Source organism: Pantoea sp. Ae19-2 (assembly GCF_059801205.1).
On record NZ_JBCHWE010000001.1, the window covers coordinates 391,364 to 413,725 of the forward strand.

The following is a 22,362-nucleotide window of genomic DNA, read 5'->3' on the forward strand; positions in this document are numbered from 1 at the left end:
TATTAATAAAGTGGCGTTAATAATAACCTAAAAAATTATTTGAGAGCTATGTTTATGTCATGCGCCTGTTAATCAGTCATAACGGAAAAAGGGCAGACAGGTGTCCGCCCTTCGTCTGCCTGCCGAGCCTTATTGAGTCGCGGCGCGCGCGTCGTTAATCCACTTATCAAACTGGGCCTGATGGCCCTTGATCCAACCGTCTACGTGGCGATTGATATCCTCTTCAGAATTTTGCCCTGCGTGCATGGCGGCATTTTCCGCATTGATATCACCAATCGGCAGTGTCATCTCAGCAAACAGTTTCGCGGCGGCGGGATTTTTTTCCGCCCAGGCTTTGTTGGCCACTATGTGCATCGTGTTGACCGGGAAGCCATAGTTCGCGCCGTTAGCCAGTTTGGTATCCACGCCTTTCTGTTCGCCCGGCAATGAAGAGAATGGCACCTGCAGCCAGACCACGTCGCGGCCCGGTTTAAGCACATCACTCAGCCAGTAAGGCGTCCAGGTGTAGTAAAGGACAGGTTTTCCCTGTTTAAAGCGCGCCAGAGTATCCGCGATCATCGCCGAATAGTTGCCCATGTTGGCGGTGACGGTGTTGCTCAGGCCATAAGCTGTGTTTTGGTGGTTAATGACCGCCTCGCAGCCCCAGCCAGGCGTACAGCCGGTCATATCCGCTTTGCCATCGCCATTGCTGTCGAAAAGCCTGGCAATCTTGGGATCTTTCAACTGGGCGATATTGGTGATGTGATACTTTTCAGCCGTTTTTTTATCGATGAGATAGCCCTGAGCCGCGCCGGAAACATAGGTTCCCTCGCGATAAAACACCTGGCTCCCGCCTGCGGCTTTATACATATCGTCATGCAGTGGCCGCCAGTTGGTTGCCAGGAAGGTCGCATCACCCGAGGCGATGGTGGTATAGGCGACGTTGTAATCCACTTCGCTCGGTTTCTCAACGGTATAGCCCAGCTTCTCCAGGCCCCGGCTCACGAGCAGCGTCTGAAAAGTCTCTTCGGCAATCGTACTTTGTACCGGTTTCACCGTGATGCCTTTACCCGGCAGATCGGCCGCGAAAGCGTGAGAAGCAGAGAAAGTGGCCAGAATGGCAACGGCAGCAGGGAGCGTCTTGCGCATGATTATTCCTCGTTTTTATTGTCGCGATAACGGCGGCAGCTGACTGCCGCGCTCAAGATTCAGGATTGACGGAAAGGACGCGTCAGCAGGCCAATGGGGCCGGTGTGATACCAGTGGCGACGGCCACGGCTGCGTTTGTCACGCGCCACCGACTGCGTCAGGCGGTCAAGGATAATGGCCAGAATCACGATGCCGACGCCGCCCACGGAGGCCAGGCCCATGTCCAGACGACCAATGCCGCGCAGCACCATCTGGCCCAGTCCACCCACGGCAATCATGGAGGCAATCACCACCATCGACAGGGCGAGCATCAGCGTCTGATTCACACCCGCCATGATGGTGGGCATGGCCAGCGGCAGCTGAACCTTAAACAGCAGCTGGCGCGGACTGGCGCCAAAGGACTCACTGGCTTCGATCAGGTCGGCAGGAACCTGTTTAATTCCCAGGATGGTCAGCCTGACAATGGGCGGCAGGGCAAAAATGATGGTGACGACGACGCCCGGGACATTCCCGATACCAAACAGCATGACAATCGGCACCAGGTAAACGAAGGCCGGTGTGGTCTGCATGGCGTCCAGCAGCGGACGCACAATACGTGCCGCACGTTCACTGCGCGCCAGCCAGATGCCCATAGGCAGGCCAATGATGATGCAAAACAGCAGGGCGGTGAGCACCAGCGCCAGCGTAATCATCGCCTGCGACCAGGCACCAATGGCGCCAATGGCGATCAGTGAAATCAGCGTGGCAATGCCCATTGCCGGACTGGCGATTTGCCAGGCGATTAACGCAAACAGCGCGATAGCCACCGGCGCGGGCATGCCCAGCAGCAGCTGTTGAAACGCGCTGAGGATATAATCCACCGGTACGCGAATGCTTTGAAAGACCGGACGGAAATGATTCACGACCCAGTCGATCCCTTCGGTGACCCAGTGATCCAGAGGAATCCAGGTTTTATGGAACGGATCCATAATAGTGAAATGGTCCGCCTGGGGTGCAGGCGCGTTGTTCAACCAGTCTGTGCTGCTGCTGGAGCTTGTCGCGGCACTGCCATCTGGCGTGCCCCACGCATCTGCACCGCCGGTGGCGGCATGATGGCCGCTGTCGGCGGCACTGCTCTGATCTGCGGCACCCGACCAGGGATCGCTACTTTGGCTGCTCTGGGTATCCGTCGGTGCCGGGTTATCCCATGGGGTTGCTGTGTCTTTACTCATTGCTGGCTCCTTCACGATCTAAAGCACGTAGCAGCGTGCTTTTCGATATCACACCGACGTATTGATTTTCTTCTCCCACCACCGGAACGGCACAGGGAGCCTGCGCCACGTGTGAGAGCAGTTCGTTTAACGAGGTCGTGGCAGGAACCGCCGATGGCGCGTCGAGCAGGGCGCTTTCCAGCCCTTGCCCTGCCGCCAGGGCCGCCTTGAGAGAGTCGGTTGACACTACGCCGATGAATTTCTGTTTCTCCAGCACGTAGCCGTAATCACGATCTTCTTCCTGCAGCAGTTGTATGGCCGAGCGCGGGCCTAATCCGGTCGCTTTGCGAATGAGCGCGCCAGCATTTCGGCGTGCAATATCGTTAGCGCTAAAGACGTGACTGATATCGACGCCGCGGAAGAACGTGCGGACATAATCATTGGCGGGATTATTCAGGATTTCATCGGGTGAGCCGACCTGAATGACTTCACCATTTTGCATAATGGCAATACGATCGCCAATGCGCATGGCTTCGTCCAGGTCGTGTGAAATAAACACGATAGTGCGCTGATGTCTGGCCTGTAATTTCACCAGTTCATCCTGCATTTCGGTACGAATTAAGGGATCGAGTGCAGAAAAGGCTTCATCCATTAATAAAATATCGGGATTAATGGCTAAAGCGCGTGCCAGACCTACACGCTGACGCATGCCGCCTGATAGCTCATCAGGATAGGCGTGGGCGTAATTTTCCAGCCCAACCTGACGTAATGCCTCAAGGGCTTTTTCCTGACGTTCTGCTAAGGGGATGCCGGCTAATTCCATGCCAAAAGCGGCATTATTTACAACGTCAAGATGCGGCATTAAGGCGAATGACTGAAATACCATGCTGATCTTATTTCGGCGAACCTCACGCAGTTCGCTGTCCGATATTTTTGCAATATCGACACCGTCAATAATCACCTGGCCGCGCGTCGGCTCTATCAGACGATTGAGAAGGCGAACCATGGTGGATTTCCCTGAACCGGATAACCCCATGATGACGAAGATCTCGCCTTCTTCAATGGCCAGACTGGCATTTTTGACACCGAGCGATAAGCCTGTTTTTTCGAGGATTTCCTCTTTACCACAACCCTTATCAATATATTTAAATGCCCTCTGTGGATTATCACCAAATACCTTATAAAGATTTTTTACTTCTAATTTTATTGTCATCCGTAATTAATGCCCTGATTAAATTATTTTAATGTAAAATGACGTACCCTGGTTCAATTTAAGCAGGCTATAACCTGACATACTCAGATTATCTGTCAACCCTGGTGTAAAATATTCATGGCTGGAAATCACGTCTTATCGCGATAATTTCCAGTCATCACAAGGGATGCGGGGAGATGAATTTTTTATGATTTATTTTAAAAAACGACAGTAATTAGACCGTGCAGCGCTGAGATATTGGCAGAATGACGAGCGGTAGGGAGGGAATGAATGAGAAATAATGACGCTGATTTAAGGGAAATAACAGCTTATTAATCAGCGCCAGTAATCATGACCGCCTGTGACCTGTTATGACGGCACAGACAACCTTAGAAACTCCAGTCTTCGTCTTCCGTTTCGACCGCTTTGCCCATTACGTATGAGGAGCCCGAACCCGAAAAGAAGTCGTGATTTTCATCCGCGTTTGGGGATAACGCCGACAGAATTGCCGGGTTAACCTGAGTTAATTCTGCCGGGAACAGCGCTTCATAGCCAAGATTCATCAAGGCCTTGTTGGCGTTGTAGTGTAGGAAGGTTTTTACTTCTTCCGCCCAGCCGACATCGCCATAGAGCGCTTCTGTATAAACAACCTCGTTTTCATACAGCGCCAGCAGCAGATCGATGGCGAACTGCTGCAATGCTTCGCGGCGGCCTTCATCAACCTGCTCAAGGGCTTTTTGGTACTTGTAGCCAATATAGTAGCCGTGAACGGCCTCATCGCGGATGATGAGCCGAATCAGATCGGCGGTATTGGTCAGTTTGCCACGGCTTGACCAGTACATCGGCAGCCAGAATCCTGAATAGAACAGGAACGACTCCAGAAAGACGCTGGCGATTTTTTTCTTTAACGGATCGTCAGCGCGGTAATGAGTAAGAATGATCTCGGCTTTATTTTGCAGCGCCTGATTCTCTTCGCTCCACTGATAAGCGGCATCCACATCGCTGGTATGACACAACGTCGAAAAAATCGAGCTGTATGAGCGGGCATGTACCGCCTCCATAAAGCTGATATTCGACAAGACGGCCTCCTCATGCGGCGTCAGCGCATCGGGCATTAAGCCCGGCGCACCCAGCACATTCTGGATGGTGTCCAGCAGCGTCAGGCCGGTGAATACGCGGATGGTCAACTGCTGATGCTGTTTATCCAGCGTCTGCCAGGCCGGCAGATCGTTGGACAAAGGGACTTTTTCCGGCAACCAGAAGTTGCTGGTCAGACGGTTCCAGACTTCAAGATCTTTCTCATCCTGAATACGGTTCCAGTTAATGGCTTGAATTTTTCTGAGTTGCATAATGGGTTCTCACAGTGCGCAGGAGACGCAGCCCTGAATTTCAGTGCCTTGCAGGGCCATCTGGCGCAGTCGAATGTAGTAAAGCGTTTTAATCCCTTTCTTCCAGGCGTAAATCTGCGCTTTATTAATGTCGCGCGTGGTCACGTCATCCCGGAAAAACAGGGTTAATGACAGGCCCTGATCCACATGTCGGGTCGCCTCTGCGTAGGTATCAATAATGGCTTCCGGCCCAATCTGGTAAGCGTCCTGATAGAGTTCCAGATTGTCGTTGGTCATGAAGGGGGCCGGATAGTAAACGCGACCGGTTTTGCCCTCTTTGCGGATCTCTATTCGCGACACAATCGGATGAATACTGGACGTGGCGTGGTTGATATAGGAGATCGATCCGGTAGGCGGTATCGCCTGCAGGTTTTGATTATACAGCCCCGAGGCCATCACCGATTCACGCAGTGCCAGCCAGTCGTTGTGACAGGGCAAGCTGATGCCCGCATCGGCAAACAGGGCGGCGATGCGGGCGGTTCGCGGCTGCCAGTCGCTTTGCAGATATTTGTCAAAATACGCGCCGGTGGCATAGGTTGAGGCGCTAAAACCGTCGAAAGTCTGCTGGCGCTCTTTTGCCAGCTGATTCGAGGCACGCAGTGCATAATAAGTCACGCAGTAGAAATAGAGATTGGTGAAATCCAGCGCCTCGGGTGATCCGTAAGCAATGCCTTCACGGGCCAGGTAACCATGCAGGTTCATCTGACCCAGACCGATAGCATGCGAGCGGCGATTGCCTTCCGCAACGGAGGGAACCGAGCCAATGTCACTCATATCTGACACCGCAGTCAGCGCCCGAATTGCCGTTTCTACCGTGTGGGCCAGATCGCCAGAATCCATCGCATGGGCAATATTCAGCGAGCCAAGGTTACAGGAGATATCTTTGCCCATGCGGCGGTAGCTGAGATCCTCGTTGAATTCGCTGGCGCTGTTCACCTGCAAAATCTCTGAGCAGAGGTTGCTCATATTGATGCGACCGGCAATCGGGTTATCCCGGTTTACGCTGTCCTCATACATGATGTAGGGATAGCCTGATTCAAACTGGATTTCCGCCAGCGTCTGAAAGAAATCGCGCGGCTGAATATAGGTTTTACGGATTCTGTCGTCCGCCAGCATCTCCGCGTATTTCTCGCTGATGCTAATATCGCCAAACGCCTGACCGTAGATTCTTTCAACATCGTAGGGCGAGAACAGCGCCATCGGCTGATTCTCTTTGGCAAGCTGGAAGGTGATATCCGGAATGACCACGCCCAGCGACAGCGTTTTAATGCGGATTTTTTCATCGGCGTTTTCGCGCTTGGTATCCAGGAAGCGCAAAATATCCGGATGGTGAGCATTCAGCCAGACTGCGCCGGCTCCCTGACGCGCGCCGAGCTGGTTAGCATAAGAAAACGCATCCTCCAGCATTTTCATCACCGGAATAACGCCGGAAGACTGGTTTTCAATGCGCTTGATCGGCGCGCCGGACTCACGCAGGTTCGACAGCAGAAACGCCACGCCGCCGCCGCGTTTAGACAGCTGGAGCGCAGAGTTCACGGCCCGGCCAATCGACTCCATGTTGTCTTCAATGCGCAGCAGGAAGCAGGAAACCAGTTCGCCGCGCTGTTGCTTGCCGCTGTTCAGAAACGTCGGCGTGGCGGGCTGAAAACGGCCACTCAGGATGGCTTCCAGCACCGAGCGCGCCAGGGTTTCATCGCCCTGTGCCAGCGTCAGCGCCACCATACAGGCACGCTGCTCGAAGGTTTCCAGGTAACGCTTGCCATCAAAACTTTTCAGGGTGTAGCTGGTGTAGTACTTCCACGCACCCAAAAAGGTCTTGAACGCAAAGCCCCATGCATCGGCTTCGTCGTGCAGCCCGCAGACAAAGTTAAAATCATACTGATTAAGTACGGAAGCTTCGTAGTAGCCTTCGGCGACCAGATAGCGCAGGCGCTCGGCGATGCTGGCAAAGTGCTGGGTGTTGGGCTGCACGTGCTGAATAACAAACTGACGTGCGGCCTGCTGATCCTTATCAAACTGGATACGGCCGTCAGCGTCATACAGGTTCAGCATGGCGTTCAGCGCATGGTAATCCAGCGCTACGTCGTTGAGGGTATCTGTCGTTGCCAAAATTGGGTTACTCCCGCTTTCACATTGGCGATATCGTCGGGGGTTCCCATCAGTTCAAACCGATACAGGTAGGGAACCTGACATTTCTTAGCAATGATGTCGCCAGCCAGGCAGTAACCTTCGCCAAAATTACGGTTACCGGCGGCGATAACGCCGCGTAAGCCGTTGCGGTTGGCGTCATCATTGAGAAACTGAATAACCTGTCTGGGCACCGCACCGCGGTGGCTGCCGCCGCCATAGCTGGGCACGACCAGAATATAGGGCTGGTCAATGTGCAGCTGTTGCTTCGCGTCAATCGGTATGCGGCACGCGGGCAGGCCCAGACGGAGAATAAACCGATGGGTGTTTTCCGACTGGCTGGAAAAATAGACCAGTGGAAACATGCGGCTATCCGCCCATCGCCACAGACTGAGACAGGCCAGCTATCTTGTCAGGGCGGAACCCACTCCAGTGATCGTCACGCGTCATGACGACCGGTACCTGGCGGTAACCCAAGGCCTTGAGGTTATCGATGGCCTCCGGTTGCGTATCCAGGTTGATGAGGTGGTAGTCGATGCCCTGACGATCCAGTGCATTTTTCGTGGCATTACACTGGACACAGTTGTTTTTAGTGTAAATAATAATGCGCATGATTCGTATTCCTCTTTCATTGCGGTGCCGCTGCGGATAACGAAGTTTTTTTCCATGAATCAGGCTTCGTCCTTGCAAACATCTTGTGGTGTGACAATGAAATGAATACTAGATGTAGCGTTAATTGCGGTCAAGCGTACTATATATGGGGTTAATGGCCCCGGATGCGGCAAGCCAGTGGCGACGCGCCCTGCCACGCGAAAAAATATTTTGTAAAGCCAGTTGCGCAAAAAACAGGCATAAAAAAAGCCCCGCTCATTGAGCGAGGCTGATGATAACGGCAGGGCAGGAACTAGCGGCGGGACACTAACAGCGCGCCCAGCACAATCCCGACCGCAGCGCCGATGCCGACACCGTACCAGGGTTTATCATGCACATAGGCATCAACCTGATAGCCGGCATCGCGGGCGGCCTGCGAAACACGATTGCCGCCACCATTTAATTTCGCACGGGTTTGCTTCAGCAGGGCTTCCGCCTGGCTGCGGGCAGAATTAACCTCATCCTTCGCTTCGCTGCCGTAAGATTTCAGCAACGCTTCAAGTGAATCAGCCAGCTCGTTCACATCCTGATTGATATCAATGTCATCGTTTTTTTGCGTTCGATTAAACATTTTTGGCTCCCTTGTCATTAACACGTAATACTCAGTGTAGACCACGTTTGACTTAACGAGGCGCGGGATGGCCCTTTAGGGAAAATTCCGAATGCCCGTGCAGCCACGCTGATGTAAGGTTGCGTGGCTTTTGAAGAGGAGAGGATCAAGCATGTATTTACGACCAGATGAGGTAGCGCGCGTACTGGAAAAAGTAGGCTTTGAAGTCGATGAGATTACACCACGCGCTTATGGCTACCGTCGTGGCGACAACTATGTTTATGTTAACCGCGAAGCGCGTATGGGGCGCACGGCGCTGATCATTCACCCAACGTTGAAAGAAAAAAGTCAGCCTTTTGCCGAACCGGCGTCAGAAATGAAAACCTGTGATCACTACACGCAGTTCCCTCTCTACCTGGCGGGTGATTCGCAGGAACATTATGGTATTCCACACGGTTTCAGTTCCCGCATGGCGCTTGAACGCTATATACAGAGCGTGTTCGGCTAGCGCATCCCGCCCCGTTAACGCGGGGCAACGATCCCTTCCCGTCGATGCCTGACCGTTTCGCCCGTTGCATTTCGGCGCCGTAATGCGTATAAATCTGCTGCATATAGATGTTTAGACGTCCATACGGATGGGATATATGAGCGAGCAGACGACTTCTTCGCAGGATCAATTTAAGCGAACCATGAAAGTTCGCCACCTGGTGATGCTATCGCTGGGCGGCGTCATCGGGACCGGCCTGTTTTTTAATACCGGCTACATTATTTCCACCACCGGGGCCGCAGGCACGCTGCTGGCTTATCTGATTGGTGCGCTGGTGGTATGGCTTGTGATGGCCTGCCTGGGTGAGCTGTCGGTCGCCATGCCTGAAACGGGGGCATTTCACGTCTATGCCGCTCGCTATCTGAGCCCGGCCACGGGCTATACCGTCGCCTGGCTGTACTGGCTGACCTGGACCGTCGCGTTGGGCTCCAGCCTGACGGCGGCAGGGTTCTGCATGCAGTACTGGTTTCCACATGTGCCGGTCTGGCTATGGTGCCTGGTCTTCTGCATCGCCATCTATCTGCTCAACGTGATTTCCACCCGTTTCTTTGCCGAAGGGGAATTCTGGTTTTCCATCATCAAAGTCATCACGATTGTCGCCTTTATCGTCCTGGGCGGCGCGGCCATGTTTGGCTTTATCCCGATGAAAGACGGCACACCCGCGCCGGGTTTGAGCAATATCACCGCACACGGCTGGCTACCTAATGGTGTATTACCGATTCTGATGACGATGGTCGCGGTGAACTTTGCCTTTTCCGGCACCGAGCTAATTGGCATTGCCGCAGGCGAAACCGAAAACCCGCAAAAAGTCGTGCCGCTGGCCATTCGCACTACCGTCGCGCGCCTGATCCTGTTCTTTGTCGGCACCGTTTTCGTGCTGGCCGCCTTAATTCCAATGGACCAGGCCGGCATCGTTAAAAGTCCCTTTGTGCTGGTATTTGAGAAGATCGGCATTCCCTGGGCGGCAGATATCATTAACTTTGTGATACTCACGGCCATCCTGTCTGCGGCGAACTCGGGTCTGTATGCCTCAGGCCGCATGCTGTGGTCGCTGGCCAATGAGAACACGCTGCCGCGCGCCTTCGCCCGGGTCAACAAACGCGGGGTACCGCTGCTGGCGATAACGGTCAGTATGATCGGCGGCCTGTTGGCGCTGTTCTCCAGCGTGGTCGCGCCGGATACCGTATTTGTGGCGCTGTCTGCTATCTCTGGCTTTGCCGTGGTGGCCGTGTGGTTGAGCATCTGCGCGTCGCACTATGTTTTTCGTCGTCGTCATGTGCAACAGGGTAAATCGCTGCAGGAACTGGTTTATCGCGCGCCGCTGTATCCGCTCACTCCCATCCTGGGCTTCCTGCTTTGCCTGCTGGCCTGTGTGGGGCTGGCTTTCGATCCCTCGCAGCGTATTGCCCTGTGGTGCGGAATTCCGTTTGTGCTGTTTTGCTATGGCGCTTACCATGTCACGCACAAAAAAACACAGGCTAAGGAGGCCAGGGATGTCGCATGATCCTGTTTCGCGCGCATTACAACAGTCTGCACCGCTAATTCTTGACGGCGCGCTGGCGACCGAGCTTGAGGCACGTGGTTGCGATCTGGCGGATGCGTTATGGTCCGCTAAAGTGCTGGTAGAGAACCCTGAGCTGATTTACCAGGTGCACTACGACTATTTTGCTGCCGGCGCGCGCTGCGCCATTACTGCCAGCTATCAGGCAACGCCGCAGGGCTTTGCGGCGCGGGGCCTCAACGAAACGCAGTCTCTGGCGCTGATCGCGCAAAGCGTCGAACTGGCTAAACGTGCCCGCGCAGATTATCTGGCGACGCAGGCCGAAGCAAAGATCCTGCTGGTGGCGGGATCGGTCGGACCTTACGGCGCGTTTCTGGCCGATGGATCGGAATACCGGGGGGATTACGCGCTGCCAGAGGCTGAAATGATGGCGTTCCATCGCCCACGGATCAACGCATTACTGACGGCGGGCGTGGATGTACTGGCCTGCGAAACGCTGCCCTCCTTTGCAGAAGCCCAGGCGTTGGTTGCCCTGTTAGGCGAATTACCTGACAGCCGCGCCTGGTTCTCGTTCACGCTGCGTGATGCCGAACACATCAGCGACGGTACGCCGCTGCGTGAGGTGGCGGCTTACCTCAATGCGCAACCGCAGGTGGTGGCATTAGGAATCAACTGTATTGCGCTGGAAAGCGTTACGCCGGCCCTGCAGCAGCTCCAGCGCCTGACGGACAAACCGCTGGTGGTCTATCCCAACTCGGGCGAGCAGTACGACGCCAGCAGCAAAACCTGGCACTCTGCGCCCTCTGGCTGCACCTTGCATGACAAGTTTAGCGAGTGGCAGCAGGCCGGTGCCCGGCTCATTGGCGGCTGCTGCCGCACCTCCCCCAAAGACATCGCGGCTATTGCCCGGCATTGTCAACCGCAATAAAGCGGCAGAATCGGGCGATGATAGCCCGATTGAGACAGATGAAAAGGTGGGAAGGGCGGTTTACACTGTGCTTCCTGACTTTTATCGGATCCTTCCATGAAACAGCACATTCTGGCGCTTGCCGCCGCGATGCTTCTGAGCGGCTGCGCCACCATTGTTGGCACTGAAACTCAATCGGTTCTGATCGATTCACAGCCGCCGGGCGCGCGTTTTACCGTGCAGGATGAAAACGGCCGCCCGGTTGCGGAAGGATACACGCCGAAAACCGTCGTCCTGGAGAAATCCAACCACCGCTACTTTGGCAAAAAACACTATCTGCTGATGCTGGAAAGTCCGGGCTATGTGCCAGTAACGGTGCCAATTGAGGCCCGCGCCAACCTCTGGTATCTGCTGGGAAATATTCCCCTGCTGGGTTTACCCGGTTGGTTACTGGTGGATCCGTTCTATGGCGGCATGTACAACCTCGAGCCAGAGCATCCCAGCCCTTACATGAATCCGGTCGGCGCGCGCGGCTGATTACTGGGCAGTGGGTTTGACCATGCTGCCCTGGGTTTTATGCCGTTCCAGATACTGATGCTGGAAAATGCACATACGGATCGTATTGCGGTACTCGCCATTGATAAAGAATTCGTGTTTTAGCACGCCTTCGATCTCAAAACCGAGTTTGCTGTAGATATGGATCGCTTTCTCATTTTCCTGATCGACAATCAGGTACAGCTTGTACAGGTTGAGGACTGAGAAACCGTAATCCATCGCCAGGCGGGCGGCCTGGGTTGCCAGGCCTTTGCCCTGATGGGTCGGATCGATGATGATCTGAAACTCAGCACGGCGATGGACATGGTTAATTTCGACCAGTTCCACCATTCCCACTTTTTGCCCCTCATGTTCCACCACGAAACGTCGCTCGGTCTGATCGTGAATGTGTTTGTCGTAGAGATCGGACAGCTCAACAAAAGCCTCATACGGCTCTTCGAACCAGTAGCGCATGACGCTGGCATTGTTATCAAGCTGGTGCACAAAGTGCAGATCTTCTCTTTCCAGCGGGCGGAGTCTGATGGTCATTATCTTTCCTTACTTAGGCTGGAGCGGCAATGTGCTCAACGATCCGCCCCTGCGCCATGCGTACGGCACGGTCACACATATGGTCAATCACGTCAGGATCATGACTCACCAGAACCATGGTCAGGCCATCCTGACGCTTGAGATCGTTAAGCAGATTGAGGATTTCAGCCTGTATTGACATATCCAGTGCTGATGTCGGCTCATCCAGCAGCAGTATTTTGGGCTGCAGCAACAGAGCGCGAACAATCGCCACGCGCTGACGCTGGCCGCCGGACAGCTGATGAGGATAACGATCGGCTAACGACGGGTCCAGCCCGACATGGCGAAATCTGTCATCAATACGATCGTCAATGTTATCCTGCTTAAGCAGCCTGAGCGGCTCAGCCAGCGTGCGGCGCAAACGGTGGCGCGGATGCAGGGAAGCATATGGGTCTTGAAACACCATTTGCACGTCCTGGCGCAGCGCACCGGTAAAGGTTTTGCCTGGCTGCACCGGATGCCCGGCCAGCTGCATCTCGCCCTGCCAGTGGGGATTCAGTCCAGCCATAACCCACAGTAGCGACGATTTACCACAGCCGGACGGGCCGACCAGGCCAAAGCACTCACTGGCGTTCACCTGTAGATTCACGTCGTGCACCACCGTGCGGAGATCGTAACCCTGTTTGTGTGACACACTGAGGTTATGCAAATTAATCATTGTGGTTGGCCTCCAGCGCCGCGCGGTCCAGAACCGGCAGTGGTTGTCCATGTGTTACTTTACTGGGACGGCATGACCACAGCGTGCGGGTGTAGGGATGCGTGGCCTGAGGCAGATCGGCGGCCGGCAGCGTATCCAGCACCCGGCCTTTGTACATCACCATAACCCGCTCGCAGTGTTCCGAAACCTGTTGCAGGTCGTGGCTAATCAGCAGCAGGCCCATGTTGCGTGACTCAACCAGTTGGCGGATCAGCGACAGCACCTGATCGCGCATGGCGTGATCCAGCGCGGAGGTCGGCTCATCCGCAATCAAAAAAGCCGGATCGGTAATCAGGGCGATCGCCAGCATCACGCGCTGGCCCATGCCGCCCGAAAGCTGATGCGGATAGAACTGCATCAGGGCTCGCGGATCGGGCAGGCCCACCGCGTCCAGCATATCGCAGACTTTTTCTTTTCGTTCCGCCCGACTCAGGCGGCGATGCAGAATCAGCGGTTCTTCAACCTGCCAGCCGATCGTCCGCGCCGGGTTCAGCGCATACTTGGGATCCTGCATCACCATGGCCACGCGATCGCCACGAAGCTTACTCCAGCTGCGTTCGTTCAGGGTCAGGGCATTTTCACCGGCGACCTGGAGCTGGGTAGCCTGCAGATGCAGTGACGGAGACAGCAGTCCCATCAGGGTTCGTGCAGTAAGGGATTTGCCGGAGCCGGATTCGCCGACCAGCGCCACGCGCTCACGCCCGATAGAAAAGCTAATGTTATCGACCAGCGTCGCGTCGTCGCTGCGGATGCTGAGCGACTCTACCAGAATGTTATTTTGCATGTCGGGTATCCAGTCGGTCACGCAGGCCATCGCCTGTCAGGTTAAAGGCCAGGCTGGCAAACAGAATGGCCGCGCCGGGTGCAGCAGCGACCCACCACTGGTCAAATATGACCTTACTGCCTTCTGCCACCATTGAACCCCACTCGGCGGTCGGCGGTTGCACGCCCATGCCAAGGAAGCCCAGTCCGGCGGCCGCCAGAATAATCCCACCCAGACTGAGTGCGGCGCGCACCACCGCGGTGGGCAGGCACAGCGGCAGAATATGGCCGAACATCAGGCGAAAACCGGTAATCCCCTGCATTCGGGCCGCCGCCAGATAGTCGCTGCGGCGCAGCGCCAGGGTTTCGGCTCGTGCCTGGCGGGCAAACGGAGGCCAACTGGTCAGCGCCAGAGCCAGCGCGCCGTTCATCAGTCCCGGTCCCATCATTGCGACCAGCGCCAGCGCAATCACCAGGTTGGGCAGCGACAGAAAAATATCCGTAATGCGCATTAATACGCGCTCGGTCCAGCCGCCCGCGTAACCCGCGGTGATCCCCACCAACAGGCCAACCGGAATGGTCAGAACCAGGATCAGCGAGACCAGCAGCAGCGTAGGGCGCGCGCCATAAATCACTCGGGAGAGTAAATCGCGACCAAATCCATCGGTGCCGAACCAGTGTGCAGCCGAAGGGGGCAGCAACCGGCTGGCGATGGTTTGCAGATTCGGATCGTAGGGGGCAATAAGCGGGGCCAGCACTGCCATCAGAATCACAATCGTCACCAGCGTCAATCCAATGGTTAACGAGGTGATGCGGCGACGGCGGCGACGGGGTCGCACCGTTTCAAGTTCAGTGAGTTGTTGCGTCATCGTGTTCTCGGGTCGGTTAACCAGGTGAGGGCATCCGCCAGCGCGTTAATCAGGATAAAGCAGCCGCCTATCAGTAAGGTGGCGCCTAAAATCGCCGGCACATCGCCAGAGAAAAGCGCATTGGTCATGTAGCGCCCCACGCCGGGCCAGGCAAATACGGTTTCCGTCAGGACCGAGCCTTCCAGCAAGGTCGCGTAAGAGAGCGCAATCACGGTAATCAGGGTGCCGAGCACGTTAGGGAAAATATGGCGCAACAGAATGCGCCCCCGTCCCGCGCCTTTGGCTCGTGCCAGCACCACATACTCTTTACTGCTCTCTTCCAGCAGCGCCGCGCGCAGCAGGCGGGTGATGCCTGCCATCGCCAGCAGGCCCAGGATCACCACCGGTAGCCATAAGTGCGCCACCGCATTCCAGAATATTTCCCGGTCACCCGACAGCCAGCTGTCAATCAGCACGAAGCCGGTTTTCAGCTCCAGCGTATAGGCCCAGATATCATCCAGCCGCCCCGGTCCGGCAGACCAGTGCAGAACCGCATAAAACAGCAACAGGCCCAGCAGGCCCAGCCAGAAAACCGGCACAGAGTAGCCCAGCAGGGAGATAAAGCGGGCGACGTTATCAATCCAGCTGCCGGGTTTCCACGCGGCAATCAGTGCCAGTGAAACGCCAAAGATGACGGCAAAAATCATCGCGCAGGTCGCCAGCTCGATAGTGGCCGGAAACGTCTGAAGCAGGTCGCTGCTCACCGGCTGGTTGGTCAGGCGGGATACGCCGAGATCGCCGCGCAGCAGGTGTTCAATGTAGTGCCAGAACTGCATCAGTACCGGCTGATCTAATCCCAGATCGTGACGCACCTGCGCATAGGTCGCTTCGCTGGCATGATCGCCAGCGATTTGCTGTACCGGATCGATAGGGGACAGATGCGACAGCATAAAAGTGAACGCCAGCAAACCCAGCAGGGTGATCGCCAGCGACAGCAAGCCTGATGAAAGGCGGCCAACGCGCCGCCAGACATGCCGGGCGGGCCCGGCAGAAGAGGCAGACTGTGCCATTACTTCGTTACCTGCGAGTAGTAAACCATGTCCGGGTTAATGCCCTGAACATAGCCCTTGAGGTTATCGCGCAGGGCGATAAGATTTTTCGCCTGCAGGCCAATCACATAAGGCGAGCTTTTCAGCACTTCACGCTGCATGGCCTGATACAGCTCAACGCGTTTTTTCGGATCGCTTTCAGCCGTTGCCGCCAGCACCTGTTTGTTCAGCTCCGGAATGTGCCAGTCGGAACGGTAAGCAATCGTCTTGCTGCCATCTTCCGGGTTATAGGCAAATGACGCGGCGTTGGTGTTCGGATCAAAGTAGTCTGCGCCCCAGGCGTTGATCGTGCCTTCGTAATTATGCGCTTTGACGCGGGTCGAGACTTCAGAGCTCAGTCCCGGTAACACTTCCACTTTCACGCCGCCCTTGGCAAAGCTGCCCTGCAGGGCCTGAGCGATATCCATGTAGGGAGGCTGATTGCTGGTAGACAGGGTGAAGCTGACGTTAGTCAGGCCGGCCTTTTTCAGAATCGTTTTGGCTTTTTCAGGATCGTAACTGTAGGGGTTGTCGTTTAATGCACCCAGAAAACCTTTCGGCAGAAACGTCTGGTGCACATCGAACTGGCCTTTCAGCAGCTGTCCGGCAATGCCCTTGTAGTCAAACAGGTAGCGCGCGGCTTCCCAGAAGGCCGGATTTTTTAAGGCGGCGTTGTTTTTGTTGCCGATGTTGAACTGAATGTAATACAGCGAGGCCATCGGAATGGCTTCGGTTTTCACACCGCTTTTGCCCTGCAGCGAGGCGATCTGATCGGCCCCCAGGTTACGGGCGATGTCTGCATCACCTTGCTCAAGCAGCAGACGGCGGGCCGCGGGTTCCGGCACGTTCTTGATCAGAATATTTTTGATCTTTGGCGCCCCGGCTGGAGAGGTCGGATTGGCGGTCAGGATCACGGCCTGGTGCATCACGACCTTGCGAATCTGATACGGGCCGCTACCGGCGGAGTGCGTAGCCAGCCAGCCGTTCCCCAAATCGCCTTTTTCGGCGTTCGCGCTAACGGTTTTTTCATCGACGATGGAGGACACCGGTGCTGACAGCAGGCTCAGCACATAGGCCGGGCTGACGTCGGCCGTCCAACTGATTTGCACATGGTCGTCATCGACCTTTTTCAGGAAGCTATCCACATTATCTTTATTCCAGCCGAGCTGGGTAAGAATAAAGGAGGGATCCAGATTCAGTTTCACGACGCGACCCAGCGAGAAGATCACATCTTCCGGACGCAGTGGATTGCCGCTGGAGAATTTAGCGTCTTTACGCAACGCAAATGTCAGGCTGCGATTGTCACTGCCTGGCTGCCAGGACGTTGCCAGCGTGGGTTTTAAATCAATTGGGTTCTGCGGGTCGGACTGGACCAGCCGCTGATAAATATTGGTGAACGCCTGTACGCTGGTGAGTTCAAATCCCTTCGCCGGATCGAAGCTGTCGGCATCATCGGTCGACTGCACCACGACTAACGTATCTTTTGGTGTGGCAGCATTGACGCTAAAGGCGGTGGCCAGTGACAAGGCCAGTAGTGATGGAATTATTTTTTTCATGGAAAATCCTTGCCTGAGAAAGTAACGCGAGTGTACGAAAGGGCTCATGCAAAGAATAGTCCATTATCGGCTAATGATATGCAAAAAAGTTATAACAAATGCAGCCCGGTTATAAGACGCAAACAAAATGGCTGTGCGAAACAGAAACGGTTAATAAACGAGATGGCAATTGAGCGGTTATTTTCCTTTACCCGAAGGGCCCGGCGTTTATACTACGTGAAAATATTTGCAGGAGTCATACATTGGACAGTCACCCTAAACGCGATTTAACTCCGGCAAGCTAACTGCATTTCGCTGCTTGCCACACGGCGGGCAGCAATCCCTTCTTTAGATCACGATTGCTCTCCTTGAAATTAACGCTGTAGTCACCGCGAGAGCACGCTATGTTGATGTATATTCTGGCACTTTTTCCTCCGCCTCGACAGGCGTAGCTGCGGGCTGCGCACCCTTTCACTTTCAGCTTTCTTTTGCTTTGCGTTTATTTCGCAAGGCCCGACATCTGTCGGCCTGATATTACGGCCGCAGGGTGGGGAAAATAACTTTTTCTAAGAGACGGGCTGATTCAATAAACCGGTAATCACCGGAAAACCAGGCATGCATTATTTGGCATGCAGGATATCTGTTGCTTTAAATCAGGGAGATGTCGACATGAGCGACATGAAACTCGAACAAGCCGCGATGGCTTACCATGCGCATCGTGCAGCAAAAAAATCAAACACCCCTTATGCCATTGAACGTGAAGCACGTTATCGCACCGATGTGACGCTGACGAATCTGCACAGCAGCTTTGAGGGGCTGACCCATGCGGAAGCCAGCGCGCGGCTCAATGACTATGGTCGTAATGAAGTCATGCATGAGAAGGCGCCCTCTGCGTTTATCCAGCTGATTACGGCATTCAATAATCCGTTTATTTATGTGCTGATGGTTCTGGCACTGGTGAGCTTTATAACGGATTACTGGCTGCCGTTGCGGGCTGGTCAGGACACCGATCTCTCGGGCGTGACGATTATTCTTACCATGGTGACGCTGAGCGGGCTGCTGCGTTTCTGGCAGGAGTTTCGCACCAATCGTGCCGCTCAGGCGCTGAAATCTCTGGTGCGCACTCAGGTGACCGTGCTGCGGCGGGAAGAGGGCTGTGCAATCTCCCGTCGCTACGATATCGATATGCGCGAACTGGTGCCGGGGGATGTCATTTTACTGAGCGCGGGTGATCTGGTGCCTGCCGATGTGCGCCTGCTGACCTCACGCGATCTGTTCATCAGTCAGGCGATCCTGACCGGGGAATCCCTGCCGGTAGAAAAAAACGATCTCAGCGCAGGCGTGGAGATTGAAGAGCAACCCGGTCGCAGCGTGCTTGAGCTGAAAAACAGCTGCCTGATGGGGACCAATGTTGCCAGCGGCACGGCCAGAGCATTAGTGGTCGCCACCGGCAGCGAGACCTGGTTTGGTTCGCTAGCGGCCTCTCTGTCCGGCCGCCGTCCACAGACATCGTTTGACCGCGGCGTGAACAGCGTTTCCAGACTCCTCATCCGTTTTATGTTGGTGATGGTGCCGATTGTCTTACTGCTGAACGGCTTTACCAAGGGCGACTGGATGGATGCCATGCTGTTCGCGCTGGCCGTTGCGGTGGGCCTGACACCGGAAATGCTGCCCATGATTGTCAGCGCCAATCTGGCAAAAGGCGCCATTGCGATGTCGCGCCGCAAAGTGATTGTTAAACGCCTGAACGCCATTCAGAACCTCGGAGCAATGGATGTGCTCTGTACTGATAAAACCGGCACGCTGACACAGGACAATATTTTGCTGTCGGCGCATCTCAACGCTAACGATGAAGAGGATGCCCGCGTCCTGCTGCTGGCATGGCTTAACAGCAGCAGCCAGAGCGGTGCGAAAAATTTAATGGATCGCGCCGTGCTGAAGTTTGGTGAGCAAACGCTGTCTAAAGCGCAGTGTAGCCAGTTTCAGAAAGTGGATGAGCTTCCTTTCGACTTCGTTCGTCGTCGTGTCTCGGTCATCGTGGAGGATTTGCAAAGCCACCGCCCGTTGCTGATCTGCAAAGGCGCTGTAGAAGAAATGCTGGCGGCGGCGACCACGCTACGTCAGGGCGATACCACTCTTCCACTGTGCGAGCAAAAGCGCGCAGAGCTGCTCGCGCTGACACGGCATTATAACCAGCAGGGTTTTCGTGTGTTGCTGGTGGCCACGCGTGAGCACGGGATATCGGTGCCGCTCAGCCGTGAAGATGAGTGCGAATTAACGATTGAAGGCCTGCTGACATTCCTTGATCCGCCTAAAGAGAGCGCGGGCAAGGCGATACAGGCACTGAAAGACAGCGGAATTCGCGTTAAAGTGCTGACCGGCGATAATCCCCTTGTGACGATGCGCGTCTGTCAGGAAATCGGGCTGGCTTCAGAAGCCATGCTGACCGGTAATGAAATCGAGGCCATGAGTGACGACGAGCTGCGCCGGGACGTCGAGCGTTGCATGATCTTCACCAAACTTACGCCTCAGCAGAAGTCACGCGTGCTTAAACTGCTGCAACAGAATGGACATACCGTTGGCTTTCTTGGCGATGGCATTAATGATGCACCTGCGCTGCGGGAGGCGGATGTCGGCATTTCGGTCGACAGCGCGACGGATATTGCCAAAGAGTCGTCCGACATTATTTTGCTGGAAAAAGACTTAGCGGTACTGGGCGAAGGCGTACTGAAAGGGCGTGAGACCTTTGGCAATATCATCAAGTACCTGAACATGACGGCCAGTTCGAATTTCGGCAACGTGTTTTCCGTGCTGATAGCGAGTGCGTTTATTCCTTTTCTGCCCATGCTCTCTGTACAGCTGCTGATTCAGAACCTGATGTATGACGTCTCTCAGTTGGCGTTGCCCTGGGATAAAATGGATCGCGAGTTTCTGCGCAAACCGCGTAAATGGGATGCGGGTAACATCAAACGTTTTATGCTGTGGATGGGGCCAACCTCTTCTATTTTCGATGTCACAACCTTTGCGCTGATGTGGTATGTGTTTGGCGCCAATCACGCCGGTGCGCAGTCGCTGTTCCAGTCCGGCTGGTTTGTTGAAGGTTTACTGTCCCAGACGCTGGTGGTGCACATGTTACGGACGCAGAAAATCCCCTTTGTTCAGAGCTGTGCCCGGTTACCGGTGCTGCTGACCACGCTGGGTATTTCCGCCGCCGGTATTCTGCTGCCGTTCTCGTCGCTTGGCGCAATGGTCGGGTTAGTGCCCCTGCCATGGCACTATTTCCCCTGGCTGGTGCTGACGCTATTCAGCTACTGCCTGGTCGCGCAGGGAATGAAAATGTTTTATATCAAACGTTTCGGCCGCTGGTATTAATCTGCCTGCAGGAATAAACCGATAGCGTCATAAACGACAGGTGGATGCCGAAACCGCGTTGGCAAGGCATCCACCGCCCGCCGTACTCTCCCCGCATTGCTGCCGATCGCGCACTTTGTTTTGGATCAATCCGTCGAAAGTGATGCCATAAATGTAAGCAAGCTACTGGTCATTCCCTCTCTCCCGCCAGATTTCTCTGATACAATTTGCACATTATTCACCGCGCCAGCGTCGGGGGATCTTGAGGTGAGCCGGTATGGGGCAGGCCGCGTTCACTGCCGCGGGTGCAGGTTGTTAACCACCTGAACCTGCGATCGCCTCGACGAGGGCCGGGTCCTGCCGTAGCGAATTCCGCATTCACCGTTTGTGTGCCTTCGTGAGCCATTGCGCTTTTGTCCCATGCCGATAAGGGTTTATTGCCACGCATGTGTTGCTTATTGATTAAACACGCAGTTTGTTGCCGGAGAACGGGATGCAACAAACGGAGTACGTGATTGACGATTTGGTGCGGTTTATACCGGCTCAGGGCCTGCTATGCCTGGTGGATTCCAGCGAGACCAGCGTGCCGCTATCGCCTGCCTGCAACCATTTACTGGAAATGTTCCTGAAAAGCGCCGGCGTCGTGCTGGCCCGCGAGCAGATCCTGGATAACTTCTGGCAAGAGACGGGCGCAACGCCTTCTTCCAACAGCCTCAATGCCTACGTTTCCGCCATTCGACGCGGGCTGTCTTCACTGGGCATAGAGCAGGAGGCGATTACCACGGTGTACAAGGTGGGCTTCGTTTTCAATCCCGCCATTCGCATCCAAAAATTGGCCCTCCAGCCCCCAAATCCCGGGGGCGAACCGGCGTCCACTTCCACTTCCACATCCGTTACGCGACGCAGCCCGCGCGCCTACTGGCTGTCTGGCGGTTTTATCTTGCTGTTACTCGGCGTGCTTCTTCTTCCGCTGCTTCTGAAAGAGAAAAGCATCACGCCCGTCAGCGTCGCCCGGCTTGACGGCTGTGACGTCTTTTATCTTCCCGTTCACCCCGGTGAATCGACCTTTCCTGCTGAACGCGTGTGGCACAAGCTGATTGCAGACAGCGGAATGGCGTGTCAGAAGGGCGGTCGGTATATGTTTTATGTGGACAGAAATGTCACGGCAGGCCACAGCGGCAACGTCTATGTCTCCTACTGCGTGAGAACGAAAGACGAAAAAATAGCGTGCTCAAATTATACCGAGCTGGGATGGAGGCCAGATAATGATAACCCCTAAACGACGCCTCGCCTTATTGCTGTGCCTCATCATTGCCCTGGCGGGCGTGGTCATTTATGCCAGCTATTATTACGTGCGATCGCACAGTGATATGTTTGAATTTACCTGCGCGGCTAATTTACAGCAGCGCGATGCCGCCACTGACTTTCATCTGGACGCCAGTTTTGTGCTGACGCTGCGTTATTCTGGCGACGCAATGGTCTCCGTTGATGGCATCGTACATAAAAATGGCAAGGATTACGTATTAAGGCGTAATGCCGAATTCCACTATTCACCTTATATTCAGTCTCTGTATAAACTCAATCATTTCACCCTTCATCCGGGTCTGCGGGATAATGTTCCTGACAGCGTATTGAATACCAACTTCTCCTATCTTTATATCAGCAAAATAACCGGTATGAACGATGCCGTACTTATCGGTAGCCGTGTATTGCCACTGATTGTCTGTCACACCCGCTAACGGATTGACCGGACGGGCACGAGCTTGCCTGCTGCTCGC

General features: G+C 55.0%; 21 protein-coding genes. 7 read left to right on the top strand and 14 right to left on the bottom strand.

Annotated elements, in window-relative coordinates; genetic code table 11:
- Positions 1 to 129: 129 nt before the first annotated feature.
- From proX to AAIE03_RS01890, 8 genes are all read right to left on the bottom strand, one after another.
- Positions 130 to 1,128 (bottom strand): glycine betaine/L-proline ABC transporter substrate-binding protein ProX, encoded by a 999-nt coding sequence (gene proX / locus AAIE03_RS01855; protein ID WP_014605195.1) that lies wholly within the window; start codon positions 1,126 to 1,128, stop codon positions 130 to 132.
- A gap of 59 nt (positions 1,129 to 1,187) precedes the next feature.
- Positions 1,188 to 2,339, bottom strand: coding sequence for a glycine betaine/L-proline ABC transporter permease ProW (proW, locus tag AAIE03_RS01860; RefSeq protein ID WP_089517113.1), 1,152 nt, complete (start codon positions 2,337 to 2,339; stop codon positions 1,188 to 1,190).
- Entirely contained in the window at positions 2,332 to 3,531 is a 1,200-nt protein-coding gene (gene proV / locus AAIE03_RS01865; RefSeq protein WP_013026865.1) for a glycine betaine/L-proline ABC transporter ATP-binding protein ProV, read from the bottom strand. The genes proW and proV overlap by 8 nt, the downstream gene beginning before the upstream one ends.
- A gap of 368 nt (positions 3,532 to 3,899) precedes the next feature.
- Positions 3,900 to 4,859 carry a class 1b ribonucleoside-diphosphate reductase subunit beta gene (gene nrdF, locus AAIE03_RS01870; protein WP_089517114.1) on the bottom strand — a complete coding sequence of 320 codons (960 nt, stop codon included), beginning with the start codon at positions 4,857 to 4,859 and terminating at the stop codon, positions 3,900 to 3,902.
- Between the two features lie 9 nt (positions 4,860 to 4,868).
- Positions 4,869 to 7,007 carry a class 1b ribonucleoside-diphosphate reductase subunit alpha gene (nrdE, locus tag AAIE03_RS01875; RefSeq protein ID WP_028715557.1) on the bottom strand — a complete coding sequence of 713 codons (2,139 nt, stop codon included), beginning with the start codon at positions 7,005 to 7,007 and terminating at the stop codon, positions 4,869 to 4,871.
- Entirely contained in the window at positions 6,977 to 7,390 is a 414-nt protein-coding gene (gene nrdI / locus AAIE03_RS01880) for a class Ib ribonucleoside-diphosphate reductase assembly flavoprotein NrdI (RefSeq protein ID WP_013026862.1), read from the bottom strand. The genes nrdE and nrdI overlap by 31 nt, the downstream gene beginning before the upstream one ends.
- Positions 7,391 to 7,394: 4 nt before the next feature.
- The gene (locus AAIE03_RS01885; RefSeq protein ID WP_014605200.1) at positions 7,395 to 7,637 is read right to left on the bottom strand and encodes a redoxin NrdH; all 243 of its coding nucleotides are present in this window, start codon (positions 7,635 to 7,637) and stop codon (positions 7,395 to 7,397) included.
- A 292-nt stretch (positions 7,638 to 7,929) separates the two neighbouring features.
- On the bottom strand, positions 7,930 to 8,247 hold the full coding sequence (locus tag AAIE03_RS01890) for a DUF883 family protein (protein ID WP_014605201.1): 318 nt from the start codon (positions 8,245 to 8,247) through the stop codon (positions 7,930 to 7,932).
- 151 nt (positions 8,248 to 8,398) lie between these two features.
- Between AAIE03_RS01890 and AAIE03_RS01895 the strand changes: the two genes are divergently transcribed.
- The 4 genes from AAIE03_RS01895 to AAIE03_RS01910 all read left to right on the top strand — a co-directional run bounded on the left by AAIE03_RS01895 (position 8,399) and on the right by AAIE03_RS01910 (position 11,718).
- Positions 8,399 to 8,734, top strand: a complete 336-nt coding sequence (locus AAIE03_RS01895) for a DUF2002 family protein (protein WP_014605202.1) — start codon at positions 8,399 to 8,401, stop codon at positions 8,732 to 8,734.
- 136 nt (positions 8,735 to 8,870) lie between these two features.
- Positions 8,871 to 10,277, top strand: coding sequence for an S-methylmethionine permease (gene mmuP, locus AAIE03_RS01900; RefSeq protein WP_014605203.1), 1,407 nt, complete (start codon positions 8,871 to 8,873; stop codon positions 10,275 to 10,277).
- The gene (gene mmuM / locus AAIE03_RS01905) at positions 10,267 to 11,202 is read left to right on the top strand and encodes a homocysteine S-methyltransferase (RefSeq protein ID WP_174260901.1); all 936 of its coding nucleotides are present in this window, start codon (positions 10,267 to 10,269) and stop codon (positions 11,200 to 11,202) included. Before mmuP ends, mmuM begins: the two co-directional genes overlap by 11 nt.
- Positions 11,203 to 11,298: 96 nt before the next feature.
- Entirely contained in the window at positions 11,299 to 11,718 is a 420-nt protein-coding gene (locus AAIE03_RS01910; RefSeq protein ID WP_015699658.1) for a hypothetical protein, read from the top strand.
- Here the strand turns inward: AAIE03_RS01910 and speG are convergent, their stop codons facing one another.
- From speG to AAIE03_RS01940, 6 genes are read right to left on the bottom strand one after another with little or no spacing between them, the layout of a single operon-like run.
- Entirely contained in the window at positions 11,719 to 12,264 is a 546-nt protein-coding gene (gene speG / locus AAIE03_RS01915; RefSeq protein WP_029570534.1) for a spermidine N1-acetyltransferase, read from the bottom strand. It lies immediately after the preceding gene.
- 13 nt (positions 12,265 to 12,277) lie between these two features.
- On the bottom strand, positions 12,278 to 12,961 hold the full coding sequence (locus AAIE03_RS01920) for an ABC transporter ATP-binding protein (RefSeq protein ID WP_015699659.1): 684 nt from the start codon (positions 12,959 to 12,961) through the stop codon (positions 12,278 to 12,280).
- On the bottom strand, positions 12,954 to 13,784 hold the full coding sequence (locus AAIE03_RS01925; RefSeq protein ID WP_019106311.1) for an ABC transporter ATP-binding protein: 831 nt from the start codon (positions 13,782 to 13,784) through the stop codon (positions 12,954 to 12,956). Before AAIE03_RS01925 ends, AAIE03_RS01920 begins: the two co-directional genes overlap by 8 nt.
- On the bottom strand, positions 13,774 to 14,631 hold the full coding sequence (locus AAIE03_RS01930; protein WP_013026852.1) for an ABC transporter permease: 858 nt from the start codon (positions 14,629 to 14,631) through the stop codon (positions 13,774 to 13,776). Before AAIE03_RS01930 ends, AAIE03_RS01925 begins: the two co-directional genes overlap by 11 nt.
- A complete protein-coding gene (locus tag AAIE03_RS01935; RefSeq protein ID WP_498562717.1) occupies positions 14,628 to 15,680 on the bottom strand; it encodes an ABC transporter permease in 1,053 nt (350 codons plus the stop codon). Before AAIE03_RS01935 ends, AAIE03_RS01930 begins: the two co-directional genes overlap by 4 nt.
- Positions 15,680 to 17,254: an ABC transporter substrate-binding protein gene (locus AAIE03_RS01940; protein WP_498562718.1), complete on the bottom strand. Its 1,575-nt coding sequence runs from the start codon at positions 17,252 to 17,254 to the stop codon at positions 15,680 to 15,682. Before AAIE03_RS01940 ends, AAIE03_RS01935 begins: the two co-directional genes overlap by 1 nt.
- Before the next feature lie 648 nt (positions 17,255 to 17,902).
- Here AAIE03_RS01940 and mgtA point away from each other — a divergent pair.
- The 3 genes from mgtA to AAIE03_RS01955 all read left to right on the top strand — a co-directional run bounded on the left by mgtA (position 17,903) and on the right by AAIE03_RS01955 (position 22,323).
- On the top strand, positions 17,903 to 20,605 hold the full coding sequence (gene mgtA, locus AAIE03_RS01945) for a magnesium-translocating P-type ATPase (RefSeq protein WP_022623560.1): 2,703 nt from the start codon (positions 17,903 to 17,905) through the stop codon (positions 20,603 to 20,605).
- 472 nt (positions 20,606 to 21,077) lie between these two features.
- On the top strand, positions 21,078 to 21,863 hold the full coding sequence (locus AAIE03_RS01950; protein WP_022623559.1) for a winged helix-turn-helix domain-containing protein: 786 nt from the start codon (positions 21,078 to 21,080) through the stop codon (positions 21,861 to 21,863).
- The gene (locus tag AAIE03_RS01955; RefSeq protein ID WP_022623558.1) at positions 21,850 to 22,323 is read left to right on the top strand and encodes a hypothetical protein; all 474 of its coding nucleotides are present in this window, start codon (positions 21,850 to 21,852) and stop codon (positions 22,321 to 22,323) included. Before AAIE03_RS01950 ends, AAIE03_RS01955 begins: the two co-directional genes overlap by 14 nt.
- Positions 22,324 to 22,362 lie beyond the last annotated feature (39 nt).